Below are 20,233 nucleotides of genomic sequence, written 5' to 3'. Positions count from 1 at the left end.
GCGCCAACAGAGGACAGCTTCATGGAAGCACTGCACCAGAAAATTCGTGAACAAGGCATCGTGCTTTCCGACCAGGTCCTGAAAGTCGACGCCTTTCTGAACCACCAGATCGACCCGGCCCTGATGAAGCTGATCGGCGACGAGTTCGCCTCGCTGTTCAAGGACTCGGGCATCACCAAGATCGTCACCATCGAAGCCTCGGGCATTGCACCGGCGATCATGACCGGCCTGAACCTCGGTGTACCGGTGATTTTCGCCCGCAAGCACCAGTCCCTGACCCTGACCGAAAACCTGCTGTCGGCGACCGTCTACTCGTTCACCAAGCAGACCGAAAGCACCGTGGCGATCTCCCCGCGCCACCTGACCAGCAGCGACCGCGTGCTGACCATCGATGACTTTCTGGCCAACGGTAAGGCATCCCAGGCGCTGATCTCGATCATCAAGCAGGCTGGCGCGACCGTAGCCGGCCTGGGCATCGTGATCGAGAAATCGTTCCAGGGTGGGCGTGCCGAGTTGGATTCTCAGGGCTATCGCGTGGAATCGCTGGCGCGCGTCAAGTCGCTGAAAGATGGCGTTGTGACCTTCATCGAATAACCACACCGCAAATCACTGTGGGAGCTGGCTTGCCAGCGATGGCGGCCAGACAGCCAACGAAGATGTTGAATGTCAGGGCCTCATCGCTGGCAGGCCAGCTCCCACAGTTGTGTTGGGTGGCAGCTATTGCGCGGTAGCCTTCAGGCCGGTTAGCAGGAGGCGTTGATAAAGGTCTTCTTTCAACCCTTCCGGCTGGCTCAGCTGCATCCGCTCCAGGTGTCCGGGAAATGTCGAAGCCTCGGGTGCATCCAGCGCAGCCTTACCCAACTCCAGAATCTCGCTCAGCTTGAACTTGCTCTTCAACCAGTTCAGCGCCCGCAACACGTCCCGCTCCACCTCGGTGAAATCACAGCCCAACGGATACTCGGGAAACAGCGGCGCATGCCGCGCGGCGATCGCCTGCAAACGTTCAGGGCGGTTGTCGGTAAAGCGCGGATCGAGGTGGAAATCCTTCGGTAGCTTGCCAACCTTTTGCGCCTGTTCGATCAGCCCGGGCTGAAAGCGTGAGTCACTGATATTGAGCAAGGCTTCGATCACTGCTGCATCGGTTTTGCCGCGAAGATCGGCAATGCCGTATTCGGTGACCACAATATCGCGCAGATGCCGCGGAATGGTGCAGTGGCCGTACTCCCAAACAATGTTCGAACTGACCTCGCCCCCCGACTCGCGCCAGCTGCGCAGCAGCAACACCGAGCGCGCGCCTTGCAGTGCATGACCCTGCACCACAAAGTTGTACTGCCCGCCTACGCCGCTGAGCACGCGCCCGTCTTCGAGCTGATCCGCCACGGCAGCCCCCAGCAGGGTCACGGTAAACGCCGTGTTGATGAACCGCGCATCGAGGCGCTGCAAACGCTTGAGTTCTTCCTGACCGTATAGCTCGTTGATGTAGCTGATGCGGGTCATGTTGAATTCGAGCCGCTTGTTTTGCGGCAACTCACGCAAGCGCTCATAGAAACTGCGCGGCCCGAGAAAGAAACCGCCGTGGACCGAGATGCCATCGGTTTGCGCCGCTTCGTCGAGGGTGCCGGCATTCGCCTGCTGCTGGGTCGGCACATCGGGGTACACCTTGCGCCGCACGATGCCCGCATCGGCCAGCACCAGCAGGCCGTTGACGAACATTTCGCTGCAACCGTAAAGGCCTCTGGCGAATGGCTCGATGCCGCCTTCGCGCTCGATCAGTTGCGCCCACTGGCTGAGATTTACATCCGCCAACACTGCCTTGTAACCGTCGTTGTCGGCTTGGCGCGCCAGCAACGCCGCCGTCAGCGCGTCGCCCATGGAACCGATGCCGATCTGCAAAGTACCGCCATCGCGCACCAGTGTGCTGGCATGCAGGCCGATCAGATGATCCTGCAAACCCACCGGCATGTTCGGCGTCGAGAACAGGGTTGTGTTGTCTTTCTCGTCAATCAAAAGGTCAAACGTATCGATCCCGACTTCGGCATCACCGGGCATGTAGGGCAAATCGTTATGCACCTGGCCGACCATCAGAATGGTCTGGCCGGCAGCCCGGCGCCTGGCGATCATCGGCAACAGGTCGAGGGTGATGTCCGGGTTGCAGCTCAGACTCAAGCGATCGGGATGATCAGCGTGGCTGGCAACCAGTTGCGCCACCAGGTTCAACCCGGCGGCGTTGATGTCCCGAGCCGCGTGACTGTAATTGCTGCTGACGTAATCCTGCTGCGCCGCTGCGCTGTTGAGCAGGCTGCCAGGTTGCATGAAGAACTGCTGGATGCGGATATTGACCGGCAAGCTGTCGCGGCGCAGATCGGCTAGAAACTCCAGTTCCGGATAATCGCCGAAGACATTTTCGATGAAGGGCTCGAGAAAGCGCTTTTGCAAGCCGTCGCCCAATGGCGGGCGACCAAGGCACAACGCGGTGTAGATCGTCAGCTGCCGCTGCGGCAACTGCGCCACGCGCCGATACAGCGCGTTGACGAAATGGTTGGGCTTGCCCAGGCCCAGGGGCAGGCCCATGTGAATATGCGCTGGCAACCGCGCCAGTACATCGTCGACTGCTTGCTCGATAGAACACAGCTGCACCATCCGATCCTCCCTTACATTCCATGACGTGGGGTTGGACCGAGCTTGCCGGGTCTTTGCTGCAATGAACAGTCTTTAAAGTGGGAGCCAGCCTGCTGGCGATAGCGGAGTGTCAGGCAGCAAGGATGTTGTTTGTGCCGACGTCATCGCGGGCAAGCCGCGCTCCCACAGGTTTTGATGTTCGCCGCAGTTTTTGTGCACGGCGCAAACCACCTGCTCGCGATGGTCGTCAACGATAACGCGGAGTGTCTGATGCCCCGTTGCGTCTGTTGGTTTTTTCGCGAGCAGGCTCGCTCCTACAGGGAGGGCGCGGTTTATTTGCAATCGCAGGCACAAAAAAGCCGCTCGCAAGCGGCTTTTTGGCGTCAGAGTCGGGCTGTTACAGACCGGACATCTCTTTGATCGCGCCTTTGAGTTCGTCATCGGTGCAATCGGCGCAAGTGCCTTTAGGCGGCATCGCGTTGATACCGGTAATGGCTTTGGCCAGGATGCCGTCGAGGCCGCCCTGGTGATCGGCACGCTCTTTCCAGGCAGCCTTGTCGCCGATTTTCGGCGCACCCAGCAGGCCGGTACCGTGGCAAGCGTTGCAGTGCTTGGCAATCACATCTTTAGGCGCTTTAGCACCACCACCGCCGCCGGCAGTAGCGGCTACTTCCATGCCCTTGCACTCTTTACCTTGAACACACACCTGGCCGACTGGCTCGAGGCGTTTGGCAATTTCGTCGTTCGTCGCAGCTTGAGCGCTGACAGCCCAGAGGGCCAATACGGTTGCTGGTACGGCCAGCATTTTCATAATTAGATTCACGCGTTCACCCTCAATGGTGGCTAGTCACGCCTACGGCCACGGTTCGCAGGCGGGCGCAAGTATAGCGGTAAGCCCGCGACACTGAAACAACCCCAAAGTCGAAGGGGTCTTGTTGTGCAACGGTAAAACGGCTCGGGTGCCTCGGCCATGCTGGCAGGGCGCCTCTTTTCTTAAAAGTTTGCCGGTGTAGCTGCGCTGATTAGTCGCGCCGGCGCGTCGAACGGATTTCGGAAACGATGCGGCTTGGTACTTTCAAAGTAGTAGCTATCGCCCGCTTCGAGCACAAAAGTTTCAAGCCCGACGACAAGCTCCAGTCGACCTTCCACCAGAATTCCGGTTTCCTCGCCCTCATGGGTGAGCATCTCCTCACCGGTGTCGGCGCCTGGCGGGTAGATTTCATTGAGGAACGCGATAGCCCGGCTCGGGTGTGCCCGGCCGACCAGTTTCATGGTCACGGCGCCATCGGAAATATCGATCAGCTCGTTGGCCTTGTAGACGATCTGAGTCGGTATTTCCTGCAGGATTTCTTCGGAAAAGAACTCGACCATGGACATGGGAATCCCGCCCAACACTTTCCTCAGCGAGCTGATCGAGGGGCTGACGCTGTTTTTCTCGATCATCGAAATGGTGCTGTTGGTGACGCCCGCACGCTTGGCGAGCTCACGCTGGGAAAGACCTTTGAGCTTACGGATCGATTGCAGTCGTTCGCCGACGTCCAATGCAGGAGCCTCCAGGGATTCAGTTTGTTGGAATATTGAGCGTTATCATGGCGACAGCGTTCAGTATTTACAACACTTTGACCTGAATCCTGTTCGGCGAAGCGACTTCCGGCGCTTCAGTCCCCGGAATAGAGCATCGGCACCCGACGCAGGTTGCAGAAGATCTGATAAGGAATCGTGCCGGCGGCAATGGCCACGTCGCTGGCCAGGATGTTTTTGCCCCACAACTCGACGGTCGAGCCCAGTCCCGCTTGCGGGATATCGGTCAGGTCGACACACAACATGTCCATCGACACCCGACCGATCAACTGGCTGCGCTGCCCAGCCACCAGCACCGGAGTGCCGGTTGGCGCCAGGCGTGGGTAACCATCGGCGTAACCCATGGCCACCACGCCGACGCGCATCGGTTTTGGAGTAATGAATTTCGCCCCATAACCAATCGGCTCGCCAGCAGGCAGTTCACGCACGCAGATCACTTTCGACTCCAGGGTCATCACCGGTTGCAGGCGCGAGGCCACGGTGTTGGCCTCCTCAAAAGGCGTGGCGCCGTAGAGCATGATGCCCGGGCGAACCCAGTCACTGGGAATCTGCGGCCAGCCCAGCACAGCCGGCGAGTTACGCAGGCTGATTTCAGCGGACAAGCCCTGGCGCGCCGCTTCGAATACCGCCGCCTGCTCGACACTGGCCTGGCTGTTCAATTCATCGGCACGGGCGAAGTGGCTCATCAGCACGATTTTCGCGACATTGCCGCTGGCCAGCAGCCGTTGATAGCCTGCTTGATAATCCTTCGGATGCAGGCCCACCCGGTGCATGCCCGAATCGAGTTTGAGCCAGACGATGATCGGCTTGTTCAGCGCAGCCTTTTCGATCGCCTCGAGCTGCCACAGCGAATGCACCACGCACCAGAAATCATGCTCGACGATCAGCGACAGCTCATCGGCTTCGAAAAAACCTTCCAGCAACAACACCGGCGCGCGAATACCCGCAGCGCGCAGTTCCAGGGCCTCTTCGATACAGGCCACGGCAAAACCGTCCGCCTCGCCTTCCAGCGCCTGGGCGCAACGCACCGCGCCATGGCCGTAGGCATCTGCCTTGATCACCGCAAGGGCTTTGGCGCCGGTGATTTCACGGGCGATCTGGTAGTTGTGACGCAGGGCTTGGAGGTCGATCAGGGCACGGGCAGGGCGCATGGCGGCAGACTTCTGGTCGGTCGTTTCGAAGAACCGGCACTGGCGGACGGCGTGAACCGTTACCAGCGCCGGGGGAGGAATCTCTGGCTTGAAGCGCAGCGGCTATAACCGCGAGCTCATCGTGTCATTGGTGAGCTGGCGCCGGACTGACATGTTTTGCAGTCTCTTGGGTTTTGTTGCCATAACGGGAAATATCCAGGCCTTCGGCGCTGATCTGTGGCTTTTTCTTGGCCATCAGGTCCGCCAGCAAGCGACCCGAACCGCACGCCATGGTCCAGCCGAGAGTGCCGTGACCGGTGTTCAGGAACAGGTTCTTGAACGGGGTGGCGCCAACGATCGGGGTACCGTCCGGCGTGGTCGGACGCAGGCCGGTCCAGAAACTGGCTTCGGCCAGATTGCCGCCCTGAGGATAAAGGTCATTGACGATCATCTCCAGGGTTTCGCGCCGACGAGGGTTCAGTGACAGGTCAAAACCGGCGATCTCCGCCATGCCGCCGACGCGGATGCGGTTGTCGAAACGGGTGATCGCGACTTTGTAGGTTTCGTCGAGAATGGTCGACGTCGGCGCCATCGCCGGGTTGGTGATCGGCACGGTCAGCGAGTAGCCCTTGAGCGGGTACACCGGCGCTTTGATCCCCAGCGGCTTGAGCAATTGCGGCGAGTAGCTGCCGAGTGCCAGCACGTAGCGGTCGGCGGTTTCCAGCTTGCCGTCGATCCACACGCCGTTGATGCGGTCACCGGCGAAGTCGAGGCGCTGGATGTCCTGGCCAAAACGGAATTGCACACCGAGGTTCGCCGCCATTTCGGCAAGCTTGGTGGTGAACATCTGGCAGTCGCCAGTCTGGTCATTCGGCAGGCGCAGGGCACCGGCGAGAATGTCGGTGACACTGGCCAATGCCGGCTCAACGCGGGCAATGCCTTCGCGGTCGAGCAGTTCGAACGGCACGCCGGACTCTTTCAGCACGGCGATGTCTTTCGCCGCGCCGTCCAGTTGGGCCTGGGTGCGGAACAGTTGGGTGGTACCCAGGCTGCGGCCTTCGTAGGCAATGCCGGTCTCGGCACGCAGTTCGTCGAGGCAATCACGGCTGTACTCGGACAGGCGGACCATGCGCTCCTTGTTCACCGCGTAACGGCTGGCGGTGCAGTTGCGCAGCATCTGCGCCATCCACAGGTATTGATCGATGTCGGCGGTGGCCTTGATCGCCAGCGGGGCGTGGCGCTGCAGCAGCCACTTGATGGCTTTGAGCGGCACGCCCGGCGCGGCCCACGGCGAGGCATAACCCGGCGACACTTGGCCGGCGTTGGCGAAACTGGTCTCCATGGCAGCGGCTGGCTGCCGGTCGACCACCACCACTTCAAACCCGGCACGCGCCAGATAGTAAGCACTGGTGGTACCGATGACGCCGCTACCCAAGACCATGACGCGCATTTTTATTTCCCTCATCGCGGCAAACCGCTGACGTTTGTTGTTCAGAGCTTCAGATGTGCGCAGTGTAAAAAAGATTTGCCAGTGCTTTTCACTATATAAGCGCCTATATTTGGCGACAATTCTCGGCAAAAACCCTTTTCACGGAGGCGCATCCCCTATGCGTACCAATACTCAGACCAAACGGGAACTGGACAAGATCGACCGCAATATTCTGCGGATTCTCCAAGCGGACGGGCGTATCTCTTTTACCGAACTGGGGGAAAAGGTCGGGCTCTCGACCACGCCCTGTACCGAGCGGGTCCGGCGCCTGGAGCGCGAAGGGATCATCATGGGCTACAACGCGCGGCTCAATCCGCAGCATTTGAAGGGCAGCCTGCTGGTGTTCGTCGAGATCAGCCTCGACTATAAATCCGGCGATACTTTCGAAGAGTTTCGACGTGCAGTGTTGAAGCTGCCGCACGTGCTGGAGTGTCATCTGGTGTCAGGGGATTTCGACTACCTGGTGAAAGCGCGGATTTCCGAGATGGCCTCGTACCGCAAACTGCTGGGCGACATCCTGCTCAAGCTGCCGCATGTGCGCGAATCCAAGAGCTACATCGTGATGGAAGAGGTGAAAGAGAGCCTGACCTTGCCGATTCCGGATTAAAAGGCTGCGATCTGTTAAACCAACACCTGCCGATTCGAGGCCATGTACTCAAAGACCTGTTTCTCGACCCTCGGGTGAATCAGTTCGACCGGCCCGCGCCCGTTGGGACATGGCAAGGTCTTGGTGGTGCCGAACAACCGGCAGATCAGCGGTCGCTCGTCATACACCGTGCAACCGTGCGGGCCGAGATGAACGCAATTGAGTTCATCCATGGCGGCTTCCTGCTCGGCCCGGGTCTTGCGCGGCAGGCGTGACATTTCTTCCGGCGAGGTGGTCACCGGCCCACAGCAGTCATGGCAACCGGGCACGCACTCGAACGAGGGGATCTGCTGGCGCAGTGTGCGGATTTTCTGGCTGTTGCAACTCATTGAAGCATCGACCGAAGGTGGAATAGATGCGGATTCTGACGCAAAAGCCTTGATCCAGACAGTGCCGGCCGACCAATGTTGCCCCTCTGGGTAGGTCCGCTTATGCTCCGGCAAATTTTCTGAACATAGAAACCAGGATGACGCGCATGAACGCCCGTGCCCAGCACACTGCCTCCTATTACGCCGCCAGCAGCCTGCCGCAACCGGATTATCCGGCGCTCGCCGGTGAAGTGCTGGCCGATGTGTGCGTGGTCGGCGGTGGGTTCTCGGGGTTGAACACGGCGCTGGAGTTGGCCGAGCGCGGTCTCAGCGTGGTACTGCTCGAAGCCCGCAAGATTGGCTGGGGAGCCAGCGGACGCAACGGTGGCCAGTTGATTCGTGGGATCGGCCACGGCCTCGACCAGTTCACCAATGTGATTGGCGTCGACGGCGTACGGCAGATGAAACTGATGGGCCTGGAAGCCGTGGAAATCGTCCGACAGCGAATCGAGCGATTCCAGATTCCCTGCGACCTGACCTGGGGCTACTGCGACCTGGCTAACAAACCCCGCGATCTCGAGGGCTTCGCCGAAGATGCCGCAGAGTTGCGCAGCCTCGGTTACCGCTATGAAACCCGGCTGCTGCAACCTGATGAAATGCACACCGTGGTAGGTTCCGACCGCTACGTGGGCGGCTTGATCGACATGGGCTCCGGCCATTTGCATCCGCTTAACCTGGCGCTGGGCGAAGCAGCCGCTGCACAGCAACTGGGCGTGCAACTTTTCGAGCAATCCGCCGTTACCCGCATCGACTACGGTCCCGAGGTCAAGGTCCATACCGCCCAAGGCTCAGTCCGCGCCAAAACCCTGGTACTCGGCTGCAATGCCTATCTCAACGGCCTCAATCCGCAACTCAGCGGCAAAGTGCTGCCCGCCGGCAGCTACATCATCGCCACCGAGCCCCTGAGCGAAGAGCTGGCCCACGCCCTGCTGCCACAGAACATGGCGGTCTGTGATCAACGGGTGGCCCTGGATTACTACCGACTCTCCGCGGACCGTCGCTTGCTGTTTGGTGGCGCCTGCCATTATTCCGGGCGCGACCCGAAAGACATTGCGGCCTATATGCGACCAAAGATGCTGGAGGTGTTTCCCCGCCTGAGCGATGTGAGGATCGACTATCAATGGGGCGGCATGATCGGCATCGGCGCCAATCGACTGCCGCAAATCGGCCGACTCATGGACCAACCAAACGTGTATTACGCCCAGGCTTACTCCGGTCATGGTGTGAACGCCACGCACCTGGCAGGGAAGCTGCTGGCCGAGGCTATCAGTGGTCAGCACAGCGGTGGGTTTGATCTGTTTGCCAAAGTGCCGCACATCACCTTCCCGGGCGGCAAGCATTTGCGTTCGCCGTTGCTGGCATTGGGGATGTTGTGGCATCGGCTTAAAGAGTTGGCCTGAGACATTTATGGCGTTGGTGCCGACGCCATCGCGGGCAAGCCTTGCTCCTACAGGTCATGCGTCACTCTTGAGATCAACACTAACTGTAGGAGCAAGGCTTGCCCGCGATGAGGCCCGAAAAAACACCACAAAAACTCAGATCCGCCAGAACGGCTTGAGCCCCTCCTCCCGCGCCTGCTCCCGCGTCAGCCCGACATCCTTGAGCTGGTCAGGCGTCAGGGCCAGCAACGCCTTGCGCGTGTGCAGGCGCTGCCAGAACAGATCCCAGCGGCTCAGGCCGGACGGCGCGTTGCGCTTGAGCGCATGGCGCGAATTGTCCTGTTGCCCTGCCTCCAGTTCCTGACTGTGTAACGTCAGCCGCACATCGCTCAAACCGTTCATTTTGAATGCTCCTGTTTACTTGGGTAGCCAGAGATTCCATGATGCGCGGGCGACGAAAAGCGTTACAGATTCAAAGCAACTGTATTAACTCCATACAGATTTACTGAATTCACCTCTGAATCGAAGATTTTTGCTTGATCTGTACTGGTTAACCGACTCAATCACCTCGAGGCTGCGCCATGACCCTCTACGTCAATCTCGCCGAATTGCTCGGTACGCGGATCGAACAGGGCTTCTATCGCCCCGGCGATCGACTGCCGTCGGTGCGGGCGTTAAGCGTTGAACACGGGGTCAGCTTGAGTACCGTGCAACAGGCGTATCGGGTACTGGAGGACAGCGGGCTGGCCATGCCGAGGCCCAAGTCGGGGTACTTTGTGCCAGCCAGTCGCCAATTGCCGGAGCTGCCAGCGGTGGGCCGCCCGGCCCAGCGCCCGGTGGACATCTCACAATGGGATCAGGTGCTGGAGCTGATCCGCGCGGTACCGCGCAAGGATGTCGTACAGCTTGGGCGAGGCATGCCGGACATCACTTCGCCCACCATGAAGCCGCTACTGCGCGACCTGGCGCGGATCAGCCGGCGACAGGACATGCCCGGCCTGTATTACGACAACATCCACGGCAACCTCGAACTGCGCGAGCAAATCGCCCGCCTGATGCTCGACTCCGGCTGTCAGTTGGGGCCGGGCGATCTGGTCGTAACCACCGGTTGCCATGAAGCGCTGTCCACCAGCATCCGCGCCATCTGCGAGCCGGGAGACATCGTGGCCGTGGACTCGCCGAGCTTTCACGGCGCCATGCAAACCCTCAAGGGCCTGGGCATGAAAGCCCTGGAAATCCCCACCGACCCGCTCACGGGAATAAGCCTGGACGCACTGGAGCTGGCGCTGGAGCAATGGCCGATCAAGGCCATCCAGTTGACGCCGAACTGCAACAATCCACTGGGCTACATCATGCCGGAGTCGCGCAAACGTTCGTTGCTGATGCTCGCACAGCGTTTCGATGTGGCGATCATCGAGGACGATGTGTATGGCGAACTGGCTTATACCTATCCACGCCCGCGCACGATCAAATCCTTCGACGAGGATGGCCGCGTCCTGCTGTGCAGCTCCTTTTCCAAGACCCTGGCGCCCGGGCTGCGCATTGGCTGGGTCGCGCCGGGGCGGTATCTGGAGCGGGTGTTGCACATGAAATACATCAGCACCGGTTCCACCGCGCCGCAACCGCAGATTGCCATTGCCGAATTCCTCAAGGGCGGACACTTCGAACCGCATTTGCGGCGGATGCGCACGCAATATCAGCGTAATCGCGACATGATGATCGATTGGGTGAGCCGTTACTTTCCCGCCGGCACCCGCGCCAGCCGCCCTCAAGGCAGTTTCATGCTGTGGGTAGAACTACCGGAAGGCTTCGATACACTGAAACTGAATCGTGCCTTGTACGATCAGGGCGTACAGATTGCGGTCGGCAGCATTTTTTCCGCATCCGGCAAGTACCGCAATTGTCTGCGCATGAACTACGCTGCCAAACCAACGGCACAGATTGAAGAAGCCGTGCGCAAGGTCGGCGCCGCCGCCATCAAGCTGCTGGCCGACGACGGATTGCCCGACTGACCTTTTTGCGGATATCAGCGTCCATATGCCAACATCTGCCGCCAACCGGAACGAGCCCACGTGAGAGTCAGACAGCCCCTGCTTGCTCTTGCGTTGCTCGCGTCGCTCCTCGGCGGTTGCGCCAGTTTCGATGTGCAGCGCGAACCGAGCCAGGCGTTGCCGGCGAGTGCCTCGGCGTTTGGCCGTTCGGTCCAGGCCCAGGCGGCTTCCCATGAAGGACAGTCGGGATTTCGCCTGTTGTCCGACAGTACCGAGGCCTTTACCGCCCGCGCCGAATTGATTCGCAACGCTCAAAGCAGCCTCGACCTGCAGTACTACATCGTCCATGACGGCATCAGTACGCGAATGCTGGTGGAGGAATTGCTCAAGGCCGCCGATCGCGGCGTGCGCGTACGCATTCTGCTCGACGACACCACCAGCGACGGCCTGGACCGCACCATCGCCACGCTGGCGGCACATCCGCAGATCCAGATTCGCGTGTTCAATCCGTTGCATTTGGGCCGCAGCACTGGCGTCACACGCACCATGGGCCGGTTGTTCAACCTCTCGCAGCAGCATCGGCGCATGCACAACAAGTTGTGGCTGGCCGATACCAGCATGGCCATCGTCGGCGGCCGCAATCTGGGGGACGAGTATTTCGACGCCGAACCCAATCTGAATTTCACCGACATCGACATCCTGGGCGTCGGCCCGGTGGCTGAGCAGTTGGGGCACAGTTTCGACCAGTACTGGAACAGCGCCCTGAGCAAACCGATCGATGCGTTCGTATCGAGCAAGCCGACTGCCCAGGACCTGGCCAACACCCGCACACGGCTGGAAGAATCTCTGGAGGAGTCGCGCAAGCAGAATCACGCGCTCTATCAGCAGCTGATGAAGTTCGCCACCGAACCGCGTCTGGATATCTGGCGCAAAGAGCTGATCTGGGCCTGGAACCAGGCGCTGTGGGATGCGCCGAGCAAGGTACTGGCCAAAGGTGAGCCCGATCCGCAATTGCTGCTGACCACTCAATTGGCACCGGAACTCAATGGCGTCAGCAAAGAGCTGGTCATGGTTTCGGCATACTTTGTACCTGGCGAACCAGGGCTGGTGTACCTCACGGGCCGCGCCGATGCCGGGGTGTCGGTGCGATTGCTGACCAACGCGCTGGAGGCCACGGACGTGCCAGCGGTGCATGGCGGCTATGCGCCGTATCGCAAGGCACTCTTGGAGCATGGCGTGCAGCTTTTCGAGCTGCGTCGTCAGCCCGGCGATGAAAGCGGTAGCGGCCCTCGCCTGTTTTCCCGCAGGTCTTATGGTGAGTCCGACTCAAGCCTGCACAGCAAAGCGATCGTCTTCGATCAGAAGAAATCCTTCATCGGCTCATTCAACTTCGACCCGCGTTCGGTGTTGTGGAACACCGAAGTCGGCGTATTGGTGGACAGCCCAGAACTGGCGGCCCGCGTCCGCGAACTGGCCTTACAGGGCATGGCGCCACCTCTGAGTTATCAGGTAAAACTGGAAAAAGACCAGGTGGTATGGGTGACCGAAGACGACGGCAAAATGCACACCTTGACCAAGGAACCGGGCAGTTGGTGGCGACACTTCAACGCGTGGTTCAGTAATACAGTTGGCCTGGAGCGGTTGCTCTAGGCCGGCTCGGCCACCGCGCCAAACGCCCCTTGGCGTGATACCAGAATCACCAGGCCAAAGGCCCCGGCCGCCATCAACAATGGCAACGCATGCCCGCTGATCCACTGACTCCCGGCACCGGCGATCAATGGCCCAAGCAGGCAGCCAATGCCCCACAATTGCGCGATATGCGCGTTGGCGCGCACCAGTGCATCGTCGCGATAACGCTCGCCGATCAGGATCAACGACAAGGTAAACAAGCCACCGGCACTGGCGCCGAACAGCACCCACAATGGCCAGATCAGCAGCGTGTCGATCAGCATCGGAATCGCCAGGCTCGAGACCAGCAAAATGACCGCGCAACCGGTGAACAAAGAACGCCGCGACACGCGATCCGCCAGTGCGCCAATCGGCAATTGCAGCAAGGCATCACCGACCACTACCGTGCTGACCATGGCCAAGGCGATTTCCGTGGTGAAACCCTGGCGCAGGCAATACACCGGCAACAGCGTCAGGATCATCGCTTCGAAAGCGGCGAACAGCGACACCGCCCAGGCAATGGCCGGCAAGCCACGGCAAAAGGTCAGCAAATCGCCAAGGGTCACACTGCACGCTTCACTGCTGGGCGCACCGCTGCGTCCCAACAACAGCAATGGGGCCGCCACCAGCAAACCGACGCCGACCCAGAAGCCATAATCGTGCTCGGTGCCCAGCACACCCAACAAAATCGGCCCGGCCAGTTGGCTCAGCGCATAACTGCTGCCGTACAGCGCCACCAATCGACCGCGCCACTGCTCGACCACCAGTTGATTGATCCAGCTTTCACCGAGGATGAATACAAGGGTCAGGATCACGCCAATCATCAAGCGCAACACCAGCCAGATCGGGTAGCTCGGCAATAGCGCCAGCAAACCGATGGACACGGCGCCAGCCCACAGGCACAGACGCATCAGATTGGCCGTGCCCAGACGCGCCGCCAGATGGCTGGAAATCTTCGCGCCCAACAGCACGCCAATGGCCGGCATCGCGGCCATCACGCCAATGGCAAACGAGCCATAACCCCAGCCTTCCAGGCGAAACGACACCAGCGGCATGCTGACCCCCAGGGCCAGGCCAACACTCAAGACAGACGCCAACACGGCGAAATACGTCGCCCAACGCATGTTCCACGCTCCTGTGGATATTGTTATGTGCCGCACAAAACATTGTGGGAGCGAGCCTGCTCGCGATGACGGTAGAACATTCAACATTTTCGTCGACTGTCACACCGCTATCGCGAGCAGGCTCGCTCCCACAAGGGATCTGCGTCGTTTGAGAGGCCTGTTTCTGCGGCAGACCTCCTTTAACGACTTACAACTTGATCCAGGTCGCCTTCAGCTCGGTGTATTTGTCGAACGCGTGCAGCGACTTGTCGCGACCGTTACCGGACTGCTTGAAGCCACCGAACGGCGCCGTCATGTCGCCACCGTCATATTGGTTCACCCAAACGCTACCGGCACGCAGGGCGCGGGCGGTCAGGTGAGCCTTGGAGATATCGGCAGTCCACACCGCGGCGGCCAGGCCGTAAGGCGTGTCGTTGGCGATCGCGACGGCTTCTTCGGCGCTGTCGAACGTGATGACCGACAACACTGGCCCGAAAATTTCTTCCTGGGCGATTTTCATCGCGTTGCTGACACCGTCGAAAATCGTCGGCTCAACATACGTGCCACCGGTTTCCTGCAGGATGCGCTTGCCGCCGGCCACCAGCTTGGCGCCATCGGTGTGACCCGATTCGATGTAAGACAGCACGGTGTTCATCTGCTGGGTATCCACCAGCGCACCGACGTTGGTCGCCGGGTCCAGCGGGTTGCCCGGCTTCCAGGTTTTCAGCGCCTCGATCACCAGCGGCAGGAATTTGTCCTTGATCGAACGCTCCACCAGCAGGCGCGAGCCGGCAGTGCAGACTTCGCCCTGGTTGAAGGCGATAGCGCCTGCAGCGGCTTCAGCGGCTTCTTGCAGGTTCGGTGCGTCGGCAAACACGATGTTCGGGCTCTTGCCGCCGGCTTCGAGCCAGACGCGCTTCATGTTCGATTCGCCGGAGTAGATCAGCAGTTGCTTGGCGATCTTGGTCGACCCGGTGAACACCAGAGTGTCCACGTCGTTATGCAGGGCCAAGGCCTTGCCGACGGTATGACCATAGCCTGGCAGCACGTTCAGCACACCTTTCGGGATACCGGCTTCAACGGCCAGCGCGGCGATGCGGATGGCCGTCAGTGGCGATTTTTCCGATGGCTTGAGGATCACCGAGTTACCGGTGGACAACGCCGGGCCGAGTTTCCAGCACGCCATCATCAACGGGAAGTTCCACGGCACGATGGCACCGACCACACCGACTGGCTCACGGGTCACCAGACCCAGCTGATCGTGCGGAGTCGCGGCGACTTCGTCATAAATCTTGTCGATGGCTTCACCGCTCCAGCTCAGCGCTTGTGCCGCGCCGGGAACGTCGATGTACAGCGAATCGCTGATCGGCTTGCCCATGTCCAGGGTTTCAAGCAGGGCCAGCTCTTCGGCATGCTGCTTTAGCAGGCCGGCGAAACGGATCATGGTGGCTTTGCGCTTGGTCGGTGCCAGGCGCGACCAGACGCCGGAATTGAAGGTGGCGCGAGCATTTTCCACAGCGCGCTGGGCGTCAGCGGCGTCACAGCTGGCAATCTTGCCCAGCAGACGGCCGTCGACCGGACTGATGCACTCGAAGGTCTCGGCGCTAACGGCGTCGGTGTACTCGCCATTGATATAGGCGCGGCCTTCGATCTTCAGGTCTTTGGCACGTTGTTCCCAGTCGGCACGGGTCAGGGTGGTCATGCGAGTGTCCTCCTCTTATTGAATACGACACCCGCGTTCTTCGCGGGCGCTGTCAGGAATTCTGCCCGGCCAGCCTGCTTACGGCCCAAGGCAACCACCACCCTAAACCAGCGGCAGGGGAAGTTTCAATATATTTGACATAACGTCGGCAAACGGCCTTGCGATGTTCAATTTAATAAACATAGACTTTGGCTTTACCAACCACTCGCGCCGCAATCACGGGGGATTACAAAAATGAGCATCCAGGACATCGTCGACTTCAGCCAGGCAACCACCCAGCCCGAACGCTACCGCCCAGACCCGGCCAAAGTCCTCAAGGGCGACCCCGAACAAGCGGTGTACAACCACTACAACAGCCCGTGCGGCCAATTGAATGCGGGTGTGTGGGAAGGCGCTATCGGACAATGGCACGTGAATTTCACCGAGCATGAGTACTGCGAGATCGTTCAAGGGGTTTCGGTTCTGCGCGATAACGATGGCAACAGCAAAACGGTGCGGGCAGGCGATCGCTTCGTGATCCCGGCCGGGTTCCGGGGCACCTGGGAAGTACTGGAAGCCTGTCGCAAGATTTATGTAGCGTTTGAACAGAAAGCGTAGCACCCACTTCAGAACGCCAAATGTCCCCTGTCGCTTGATGGGGGTCATTTTCCGGTCAAGCCGATTTGTCACGATCGAGCCAATGACCTAATTATCTACCGCACGCCGTCGCCACCCCGCAAAGATACTGTCGACGCTCCTCCATGGAGCCTCGAGTTCATCATTCTCAAGGAAGCGAAAACGTGAACAAATATTTTATCTGCGGGCTGCTGGCGAGCCTCACCCTCTCAGCCTTTACACTGGCGCATGCCGATGGCGAGAGGCAAATGTGCGATGCCCGAAGGGTGCAACACCTGGTTGGGGAAATGCTGACGAGCGCCGTATACGAAGAAGCCTTCAAAACGTCGCGAGCAACCAGCATTACTTTCAATTCTTCTGCGGGATTCGAAGATCCCGATAGAAATCGCCTGATCATTTCAATGAATCACGTTGGCACCATTGCCAGAATCACCTGCGGCTGATTCGTCGAACCCTGATTCAGGACGAGACAATCGAAACAAAAAAGGCCCGTATCTCGCGATACGGGCCTTTTTCGTAAGGAAGAAAAATCAATTACTTGATTTTGCCTTCCTTGTAGATCACGTGCTTGCGAACAACCGGATCAAATTTCTTGATCTCGATTTTGTCCGGAGTAGTGCGCTTGTTCTTGTCGGTAGTGTAGAAGTGACCAGTACCGGCGCTCGAAATCAAACGAATCAATTCACGCATGATTAGCTCCCTTAGATCTTGCCAGCGGCGCGGATTTCGGCCAGCACGACAGTGATGCCGCGCTTGTCGATGATACGCATGCCTTTGGCAGATACGCGCAGACGCACGAAACGTTTCTCTTCTTCAACCCAGAAGCGGTGATGCTGCAGGTTCGGCAGGAAACGACGACGGGTTTTGTTGTTTGCGTGGGAAATGTTATTCCCAGTCACCGGACCCTTACCGGTAACTTGACATACTCTCGACATGCCTCAGCCCTCTAAAACCACATGCCCAACCCGGCATGGGTTGGCCGCTTAATCTCTCAGTCATTTGGCGCCAGGCGCCGCGTTTCTTTAGAGGTCTTACCGGCTACACCTACAGTGAAGGAACCGGGCCCCTAGAAAAGAGCGCTGCTTTATACCAGAAAGACTCAAGAGCAACAACATTCGGTGTGCCTTGAGTAGATAAAAAACCCGATTTTGCGGCGCCAGGCGCTTTGGATAAAGGCTGTCGTCGATTTCGACCGCTCGTCGCAGAGAAATGCTTTCCAGGTCAAATCCGAGGTTTTCTCAATCAAGGCTCACCCAAACAAGTGGCCTATAGTCCCCTCAAAATGAAAAAGGGGATAGTCATTTGCAAAAGAGCCCACTAGGGTAAGCCTTTTCCAGACTGCACTTGCAGATGGGCCTTCGATCTGTAAAGGAATCCGACCATGCGCCTCGCTGCCCTACCGCTGTTGCTTGCCCCTCTGATGCTGAGCCCGCTGGCCCAGGCTGCCGCCTTGAGCGTCTGCACCGAGGCCAGCCCCGAAGGGTTCGACGTTGTGCAGTACAACTCGTTGACCACCACCAATGCTTCGGCTGACGTGCTGATGAACCGCCTGGTGGATTTCGACACCGCCAGCGGCAAAGTGGTCGCCAGCCTCGCCGATAGCTGGGAGGTCAGCCCCGATGGCCTGGTCTACATCTTCAAGTTGCGCCCGAAGGTGAAATTTCACCGCACCGAGTATTTCAGTCCGAGCCGCGAACTGACCGCCGAAGACGTGAAATTCAGCTTCGACCGTATGCTCGACCCGGCCAACCCGTGGCACAAAGTCGCCCAGAGCGGCTTTCCGCATGCGCAATCAATGCAACTACCAGCGCTGATCAAGAAAATCGACGCCCTCGACCCGCTGACCGTGCGCTTCACCCTCGATCACCCGGACTCGACGTTCCTGCCGACGCTGAGCATGGGTTTTGCCTCGATCTACTCGGCCGAATATGCCGACAAACTGCTCAAGGCCGGGACCCCGGAAAAGCTCAACAATCAGCCAATCGGTACCGGTCCGTTCGTTTTCAGCCGCTTCCAGAAAGACGCCTCGATCCGCTACAAGGCCAACCCTGACTATTTCGCTGGCAAGCCTGCGGTCGACCCGTTGATATTCGCCATCACCCCTGACGCCAACGTGCGATTGCAGAAACTGCGCCGCAACGAGTGCCAGATTGCCCTGTCGCCCAAACCACTGGACGTACAAGCCGCGCTGAAAGAACCGACCTTGAAAGTCGAAAAGACTGACGCCTTCATGACCGCGTTCGTCGCGCTGAACAGTCAGCATCCGCCGCTGGACAAGCCAGAAGTTCGTCAGGCGATCAACCTTGCCTTCGACAAGGCCAACTACGTGAAGGCCGTGTTCGAAGACACCGCCGAACCCGCCAGCGGGCCGTACCCGCCCAACACCTGGAGCTACGCCAGGGGCTTGCCGGGTTACCCCCACGATGTCGAGAAAGCCAAGGCATTGATGGTCAAGGCCGGGCTCAAGGACGGTTTTCAGACGACGATCTGGACACGCCCCTCTGGCAGCCTGTTAAACCCTAATCCGAGTCTCGGCGCCCAATTGCTGCAATCCGATCTTGCGGAAATCGGCATCCAGGCGGAAATCCGGGTGATCGAATGGGGCGAACTGATCCGCCGCGCCAAGGCCGGTGAGCACGACATCCTGTTCATGGGCTGGGCCGGTGACAACGGCGACCCGGACAACTTCCTCACGCCGCAGTTTTCCTGCGCCGCGGTCAAGTCCGGCACCAACTTCGCTCGCTACTGCAATGCCGATCTGGACAAGCTGATCAGCGCCGGCAAGACCACCGGCGAGCAAGGCGTGCGCAGCAAGCTTTACGAACAGGCGCAGACGCAGATTCAGCAACAGGCGCTGTGGCTGCCGCTCGCTCACCCGACTGCTTTTGCATTGACGCGCAAGGATGTCGAGGGTTACTCGGTCAGCCCGTTCGGCCGTCAGGACTACTCGAAGGTCAACCTCAAGTAAAAACCGTGGCAGTGGCTTTTGTGGCGAGGGAGTTTTTGTGGGAGGGAGCTTTGTGGCGAGGGAGCTTGCTCCCGCTGGGCTGCGTAGCGGCCCCAAAGATCTTGTGAACGCTGCGCATCCAGGCGGGAGCAAGCTCCCTCGCCACAAAAAAGCTCGCTCTCAGCGCCCCGCTACATCCACCCATACTCGGCCATGGACAGCGGATCTCCGTCGCCAATGATGAAATGGTCGAGCACCCGCACATCGATCAGCTCAAGCGCCGTTTGCAGGCGCTTTGTCAGCACCCGGTCGGCTTGGCTGGGGTCGGAGTTGCCCGACGGGTGGTTGTGGCAGAGGATCAACGCCGCGGCGTTATTGGCCAAAGCGCGCTTGACCACCTCTCGCGGATGAACACTGGTGTTGTCGATGGAACCGCGAAACAGCGTCTCGAACGTCAAAACCTGATGCCTGGAATCGAGAAACAGACAACCAAACACCTCATGTGGCTCATGACGCAACATCGATTTCAGGTACTCACGAACCGCATGCGGATTTTCCAGTGCCGACTTTTGGCGCGCACGCTCGGCCAAATGACGCCTGCTCATTTCTTGAGCAGCCTGCAACTGTGCAAACTTCGCCGGCCCGAGCCCCAACTGCTTGCTGAACGTTTCCTGATCGGCCTCCAGCAACGAACGCAGGCTGCCAAACTCGTTCAACAAATGCCGCGCCAGGTCCACGGCGCTTTTACCCACTACGCCCGTCCGTAAGAAAATTGCCAGCAATTCGGCGTCCGACAGGCTTCCTGAACCTTGTTCAAGCAACCTCTCCCGTGGCCGTTCCGCCGCCGGCCAATCACGAATACTCATAACACCTCCCTGTCTGTGGGCGCCGCTGTTCCGTAGCGGACGCTGTGATATCGTAGCCCATCTTTTTTGCGAGCGATTTCACTCCTGGGGAGGGGGTATCGCCACGCAGTCATCAACGAATTGAAAGGC

The 20,233-nt window shown here is 59.4% G+C and carries 20 protein-coding genes; 8 read left to right on the top strand and 12 right to left on the bottom strand.

Annotated elements, in window-relative coordinates; genetic code table 11:
- Positions 1-21: 21 nt before the first annotated feature.
- The gene (locus D8U73_RS04280; RefSeq protein WP_130903807.1) at positions 22-594 is read left to right on the top strand and encodes a xanthine phosphoribosyltransferase; all 573 of its coding nucleotides are present in this window, start codon (positions 22-24) and stop codon (positions 592-594) included.
- A 123-nt stretch (positions 595-717) separates the two neighbouring features.
- Here D8U73_RS04280 and D8U73_RS04275 read toward each other — a convergent pair whose 3' ends face one another.
- From D8U73_RS04275 to dadA, 5 genes are all read right to left on the bottom strand, one after another.
- Positions 718-2,640, bottom strand: coding sequence for an acetyl-CoA hydrolase/transferase C-terminal domain-containing protein (locus D8U73_RS04275; RefSeq protein ID WP_130903806.1), 1,923 nt, complete (start codon positions 2,638-2,640; stop codon positions 718-720).
- Positions 2,641-3,016: 376 nt separating this feature from the next.
- Positions 3,017-3,430 (bottom strand): c-type cytochrome, encoded by a 414-nt coding sequence (locus D8U73_RS04270; protein ID WP_056854146.1) that lies wholly within the window; start codon positions 3,428-3,430, stop codon positions 3,017-3,019.
- A gap of 182 nt (positions 3,431-3,612) precedes the next feature.
- On the bottom strand, positions 3,613-4,161 hold the full coding sequence (locus D8U73_RS04265) for a cupin domain-containing protein (RefSeq protein WP_056854147.1): 549 nt from the start codon (positions 4,159-4,161) through the stop codon (positions 3,613-3,615).
- A gap of 116 nt (positions 4,162-4,277) precedes the next feature.
- Positions 4,278-5,351: an alanine racemase gene (gene alr, locus D8U73_RS04260; RefSeq protein WP_056854148.1), complete on the bottom strand. Its 1,074-nt coding sequence runs from the start codon at positions 5,349-5,351 to the stop codon at positions 4,278-4,280.
- A 124-nt stretch (positions 5,352-5,475) separates the two neighbouring features.
- Positions 5,476-6,780 carry a D-amino acid dehydrogenase gene (gene dadA / locus D8U73_RS04255; RefSeq protein WP_056854149.1) on the bottom strand — a complete coding sequence of 435 codons (1,305 nt, stop codon included), beginning with the start codon at positions 6,778-6,780 and terminating at the stop codon, positions 5,476-5,478.
- A gap of 157 nt (positions 6,781-6,937) precedes the next feature.
- On the opposite strand from dadA, the gene D8U73_RS04250 reads away from it, so the two are divergent.
- Positions 6,938-7,426: an Lrp/AsnC ligand binding domain-containing protein gene (locus D8U73_RS04250; RefSeq protein ID WP_007975155.1), complete on the top strand. Its 489-nt coding sequence runs from the start codon at positions 6,938-6,940 to the stop codon at positions 7,424-7,426.
- A gap of 14 nt (positions 7,427-7,440) precedes the next feature.
- On the opposite strand, the gene D8U73_RS04245 is transcribed toward D8U73_RS04250, so the two are convergent.
- A complete protein-coding gene (locus D8U73_RS04245; protein WP_056854150.1) occupies positions 7,441-7,794 on the bottom strand; it encodes a YkgJ family cysteine cluster protein in 354 nt (117 codons plus the stop codon).
- Between the two features lie 146 nt (positions 7,795-7,940).
- Here D8U73_RS04245 and D8U73_RS04240 point away from each other — a divergent pair, with 146 nt between their 5' ends.
- Positions 7,941-9,233 carry an FAD-binding oxidoreductase gene (locus D8U73_RS04240; RefSeq protein ID WP_056854151.1) on the top strand — a complete coding sequence of 431 codons (1,293 nt, stop codon included), beginning with the start codon at positions 7,941-7,943 and terminating at the stop codon, positions 9,231-9,233.
- Between the two features lie 135 nt (positions 9,234-9,368).
- On the opposite strand, the gene D8U73_RS04235 is transcribed toward D8U73_RS04240, so the two are convergent.
- Entirely contained in the window at positions 9,369-9,614 is a 246-nt protein-coding gene (locus D8U73_RS04235; protein WP_056854152.1) for a DUF1127 domain-containing protein, read from the bottom strand.
- 179 nt (positions 9,615-9,793) lie between these two features.
- On the opposite strand from D8U73_RS04235, the gene D8U73_RS04230 reads away from it, so the two are divergent.
- On the top strand, positions 9,794-11,224 hold the full coding sequence (locus D8U73_RS04230) for a PLP-dependent aminotransferase family protein (RefSeq protein WP_056854153.1): 1,431 nt from the start codon (positions 9,794-9,796) through the stop codon (positions 11,222-11,224).
- A 60-nt stretch (positions 11,225-11,284) separates the two neighbouring features.
- Positions 11,285-12,853 carry a phospholipase D family protein gene (locus D8U73_RS04225; protein ID WP_056854154.1) on the top strand — a complete coding sequence of 523 codons (1,569 nt, stop codon included), beginning with the start codon at positions 11,285-11,287 and terminating at the stop codon, positions 12,851-12,853.
- Here the strand turns inward: D8U73_RS04225 and D8U73_RS04220 are convergent.
- A complete protein-coding gene (locus D8U73_RS04220) occupies positions 12,850-13,995 on the bottom strand; it encodes an MFS transporter (protein WP_056854155.1) in 1,146 nt (381 codons plus the stop codon). The genes D8U73_RS04225 and D8U73_RS04220 overlap by 4 nt on opposite strands.
- A gap of 187 nt (positions 13,996-14,182) precedes the next feature.
- The gene (locus D8U73_RS04215; protein WP_130903805.1) at positions 14,183-15,676 is read right to left on the bottom strand and encodes an aldehyde dehydrogenase; all 1,494 of its coding nucleotides are present in this window, start codon (positions 15,674-15,676) and stop codon (positions 14,183-14,185) included.
- Positions 15,677-15,910: 234 nt separating this feature from the next.
- Here D8U73_RS04215 and D8U73_RS04210 point away from each other — a divergent pair, with 234 nt between their 5' ends.
- On the top strand, positions 15,911-16,273 hold the full coding sequence (locus tag D8U73_RS04210; RefSeq protein ID WP_056854157.1) for a cupin domain-containing protein: 363 nt from the start codon (positions 15,911-15,913) through the stop codon (positions 16,271-16,273).
- Positions 16,274-16,455: 182 nt separating this feature from the next.
- Positions 16,456-16,734: a hypothetical protein gene (locus D8U73_RS04205; protein WP_130903804.1), complete on the top strand. Its 279-nt coding sequence runs from the start codon at positions 16,456-16,458 to the stop codon at positions 16,732-16,734.
- A gap of 91 nt (positions 16,735-16,825) precedes the next feature.
- Here D8U73_RS04205 and rpmG read toward each other — a convergent pair whose 3' ends face one another.
- Together rpmG and rpmB are read right to left on the bottom strand one after the other, a co-directional pair.
- Positions 16,826-16,981, bottom strand: coding sequence for a 50S ribosomal protein L33 (rpmG, locus tag D8U73_RS04200; RefSeq protein ID WP_007894709.1), 156 nt, complete (start codon positions 16,979-16,981; stop codon positions 16,826-16,828).
- Between the two features lie 11 nt (positions 16,982-16,992).
- A complete protein-coding gene (gene rpmB, locus D8U73_RS04195) occupies positions 16,993-17,226 on the bottom strand; it encodes a 50S ribosomal protein L28 (protein ID WP_003176907.1) in 234 nt (77 codons plus the stop codon).
- Between the two features lie 446 nt (positions 17,227-17,672).
- On the opposite strand from rpmB, the gene D8U73_RS04190 reads away from it, so the two are divergent.
- A complete protein-coding gene (locus D8U73_RS04190; protein WP_056854159.1) occupies positions 17,673-19,259 on the top strand; it encodes an ABC transporter substrate-binding protein in 1,587 nt (528 codons plus the stop codon).
- A gap of 170 nt (positions 19,260-19,429) precedes the next feature.
- Here the strand turns inward: D8U73_RS04190 and radC are convergent, their stop codons facing one another.
- The gene (radC, locus tag D8U73_RS04180) at positions 19,430-20,104 is read right to left on the bottom strand and encodes a DNA repair protein RadC (RefSeq protein ID WP_056854160.1); all 675 of its coding nucleotides are present in this window, start codon (positions 20,102-20,104) and stop codon (positions 19,430-19,432) included.
- Positions 20,105-20,233 lie beyond the last annotated feature (129 nt).

The organism is Pseudomonas sp. Sample_22 (assembly GCF_004307635.1).
GTDB lineage: Bacteria > Pseudomonadota > Gammaproteobacteria > Pseudomonadales > Pseudomonadaceae > Aquipseudomonas.
The sequence above is the reverse complement of the archived record's forward strand: the minus strand, read 5'-3'. Positions and strand labels throughout refer to the sequence as shown.

Bases quoted from the DNA above. Each gene is read 5' to 3' on its own strand.
- D8U73_RS04280 (WP_130903807.1), top strand. From the start codon at position 22: ATGGAAGCACTGCACCAGAAAATTCGTGAACAAGGCATCGTGCTTTCC.
- D8U73_RS04275 (WP_130903806.1), bottom strand. From the start codon at position 2,640: ATGGTGCAGCTGTGTTCTATCGAGCAAGCAGTCGACGATGTACTGGCG.
- D8U73_RS04270 (WP_056854146.1), bottom strand. From the start codon at position 3,430: ATGAAAATGCTGGCCGTACCAGCAACCGTATTGGCCCTCTGGGCTGTC.
- alr (WP_056854148.1), bottom strand. From the start codon at position 5,351: ATGCGCCCTGCCCGTGCCCTGATCGACCTCCAAGCCCTGCGTCACAAC.
- dadA (WP_056854149.1), bottom strand. From the start codon at position 6,780: ATGCGCGTCATGGTCTTGGGTAGCGGCGTCATCGGTACCACCAGTGCT.
- D8U73_RS04250 (WP_007975155.1), top strand. From the start codon at position 6,938: ATGCGTACCAATACTCAGACCAAACGGGAACTGGACAAGATCGACCGC.
- D8U73_RS04245 (WP_056854150.1), bottom strand. From the start codon at position 7,794: ATGAGTTGCAACAGCCAGAAAATCCGCACACTGCGCCAGCAGATCCCC.
- D8U73_RS04240 (WP_056854151.1), top strand. From the start codon at position 7,941: ATGAACGCCCGTGCCCAGCACACTGCCTCCTATTACGCCGCCAGCAGC.
- D8U73_RS04235 (WP_056854152.1), bottom strand. From the start codon at position 9,614: ATGAACGGTTTGAGCGATGTGCGGCTGACGTTACACAGTCAGGAACTG.
- D8U73_RS04230 (WP_056854153.1), top strand. From the start codon at position 9,794: ATGACCCTCTACGTCAATCTCGCCGAATTGCTCGGTACGCGGATCGAA.
- D8U73_RS04220 (WP_056854155.1), bottom strand. From the start codon at position 13,995: ATGCGTTGGGCGACGTATTTCGCCGTGTTGGCGTCTGTCTTGAGTGTT.
- D8U73_RS04215 (WP_130903805.1), bottom strand. From the start codon at position 15,676: ATGACCACCCTGACCCGTGCCGACTGGGAACAACGTGCCAAAGACCTG.
- D8U73_RS04210 (WP_056854157.1), top strand. From the start codon at position 15,911: ATGAGCATCCAGGACATCGTCGACTTCAGCCAGGCAACCACCCAGCCC.
- rpmG (WP_007894709.1), bottom strand. From the start codon at position 16,981: ATGCGTGAATTGATTCGTTTGATTTCGAGCGCCGGTACTGGTCACTTC.
- rpmB (WP_003176907.1), bottom strand. From the start codon at position 17,226: ATGTCGAGAGTATGTCAAGTTACCGGTAAGGGTCCGGTGACTGGGAAT.
- D8U73_RS04190 (WP_056854159.1), top strand. From the start codon at position 17,673: ATGCGCCTCGCTGCCCTACCGCTGTTGCTTGCCCCTCTGATGCTGAGC.
- radC (WP_056854160.1), bottom strand. From the start codon at position 20,104: ATGAGTATTCGTGATTGGCCGGCGGCGGAACGGCCACGGGAGAGGTTG.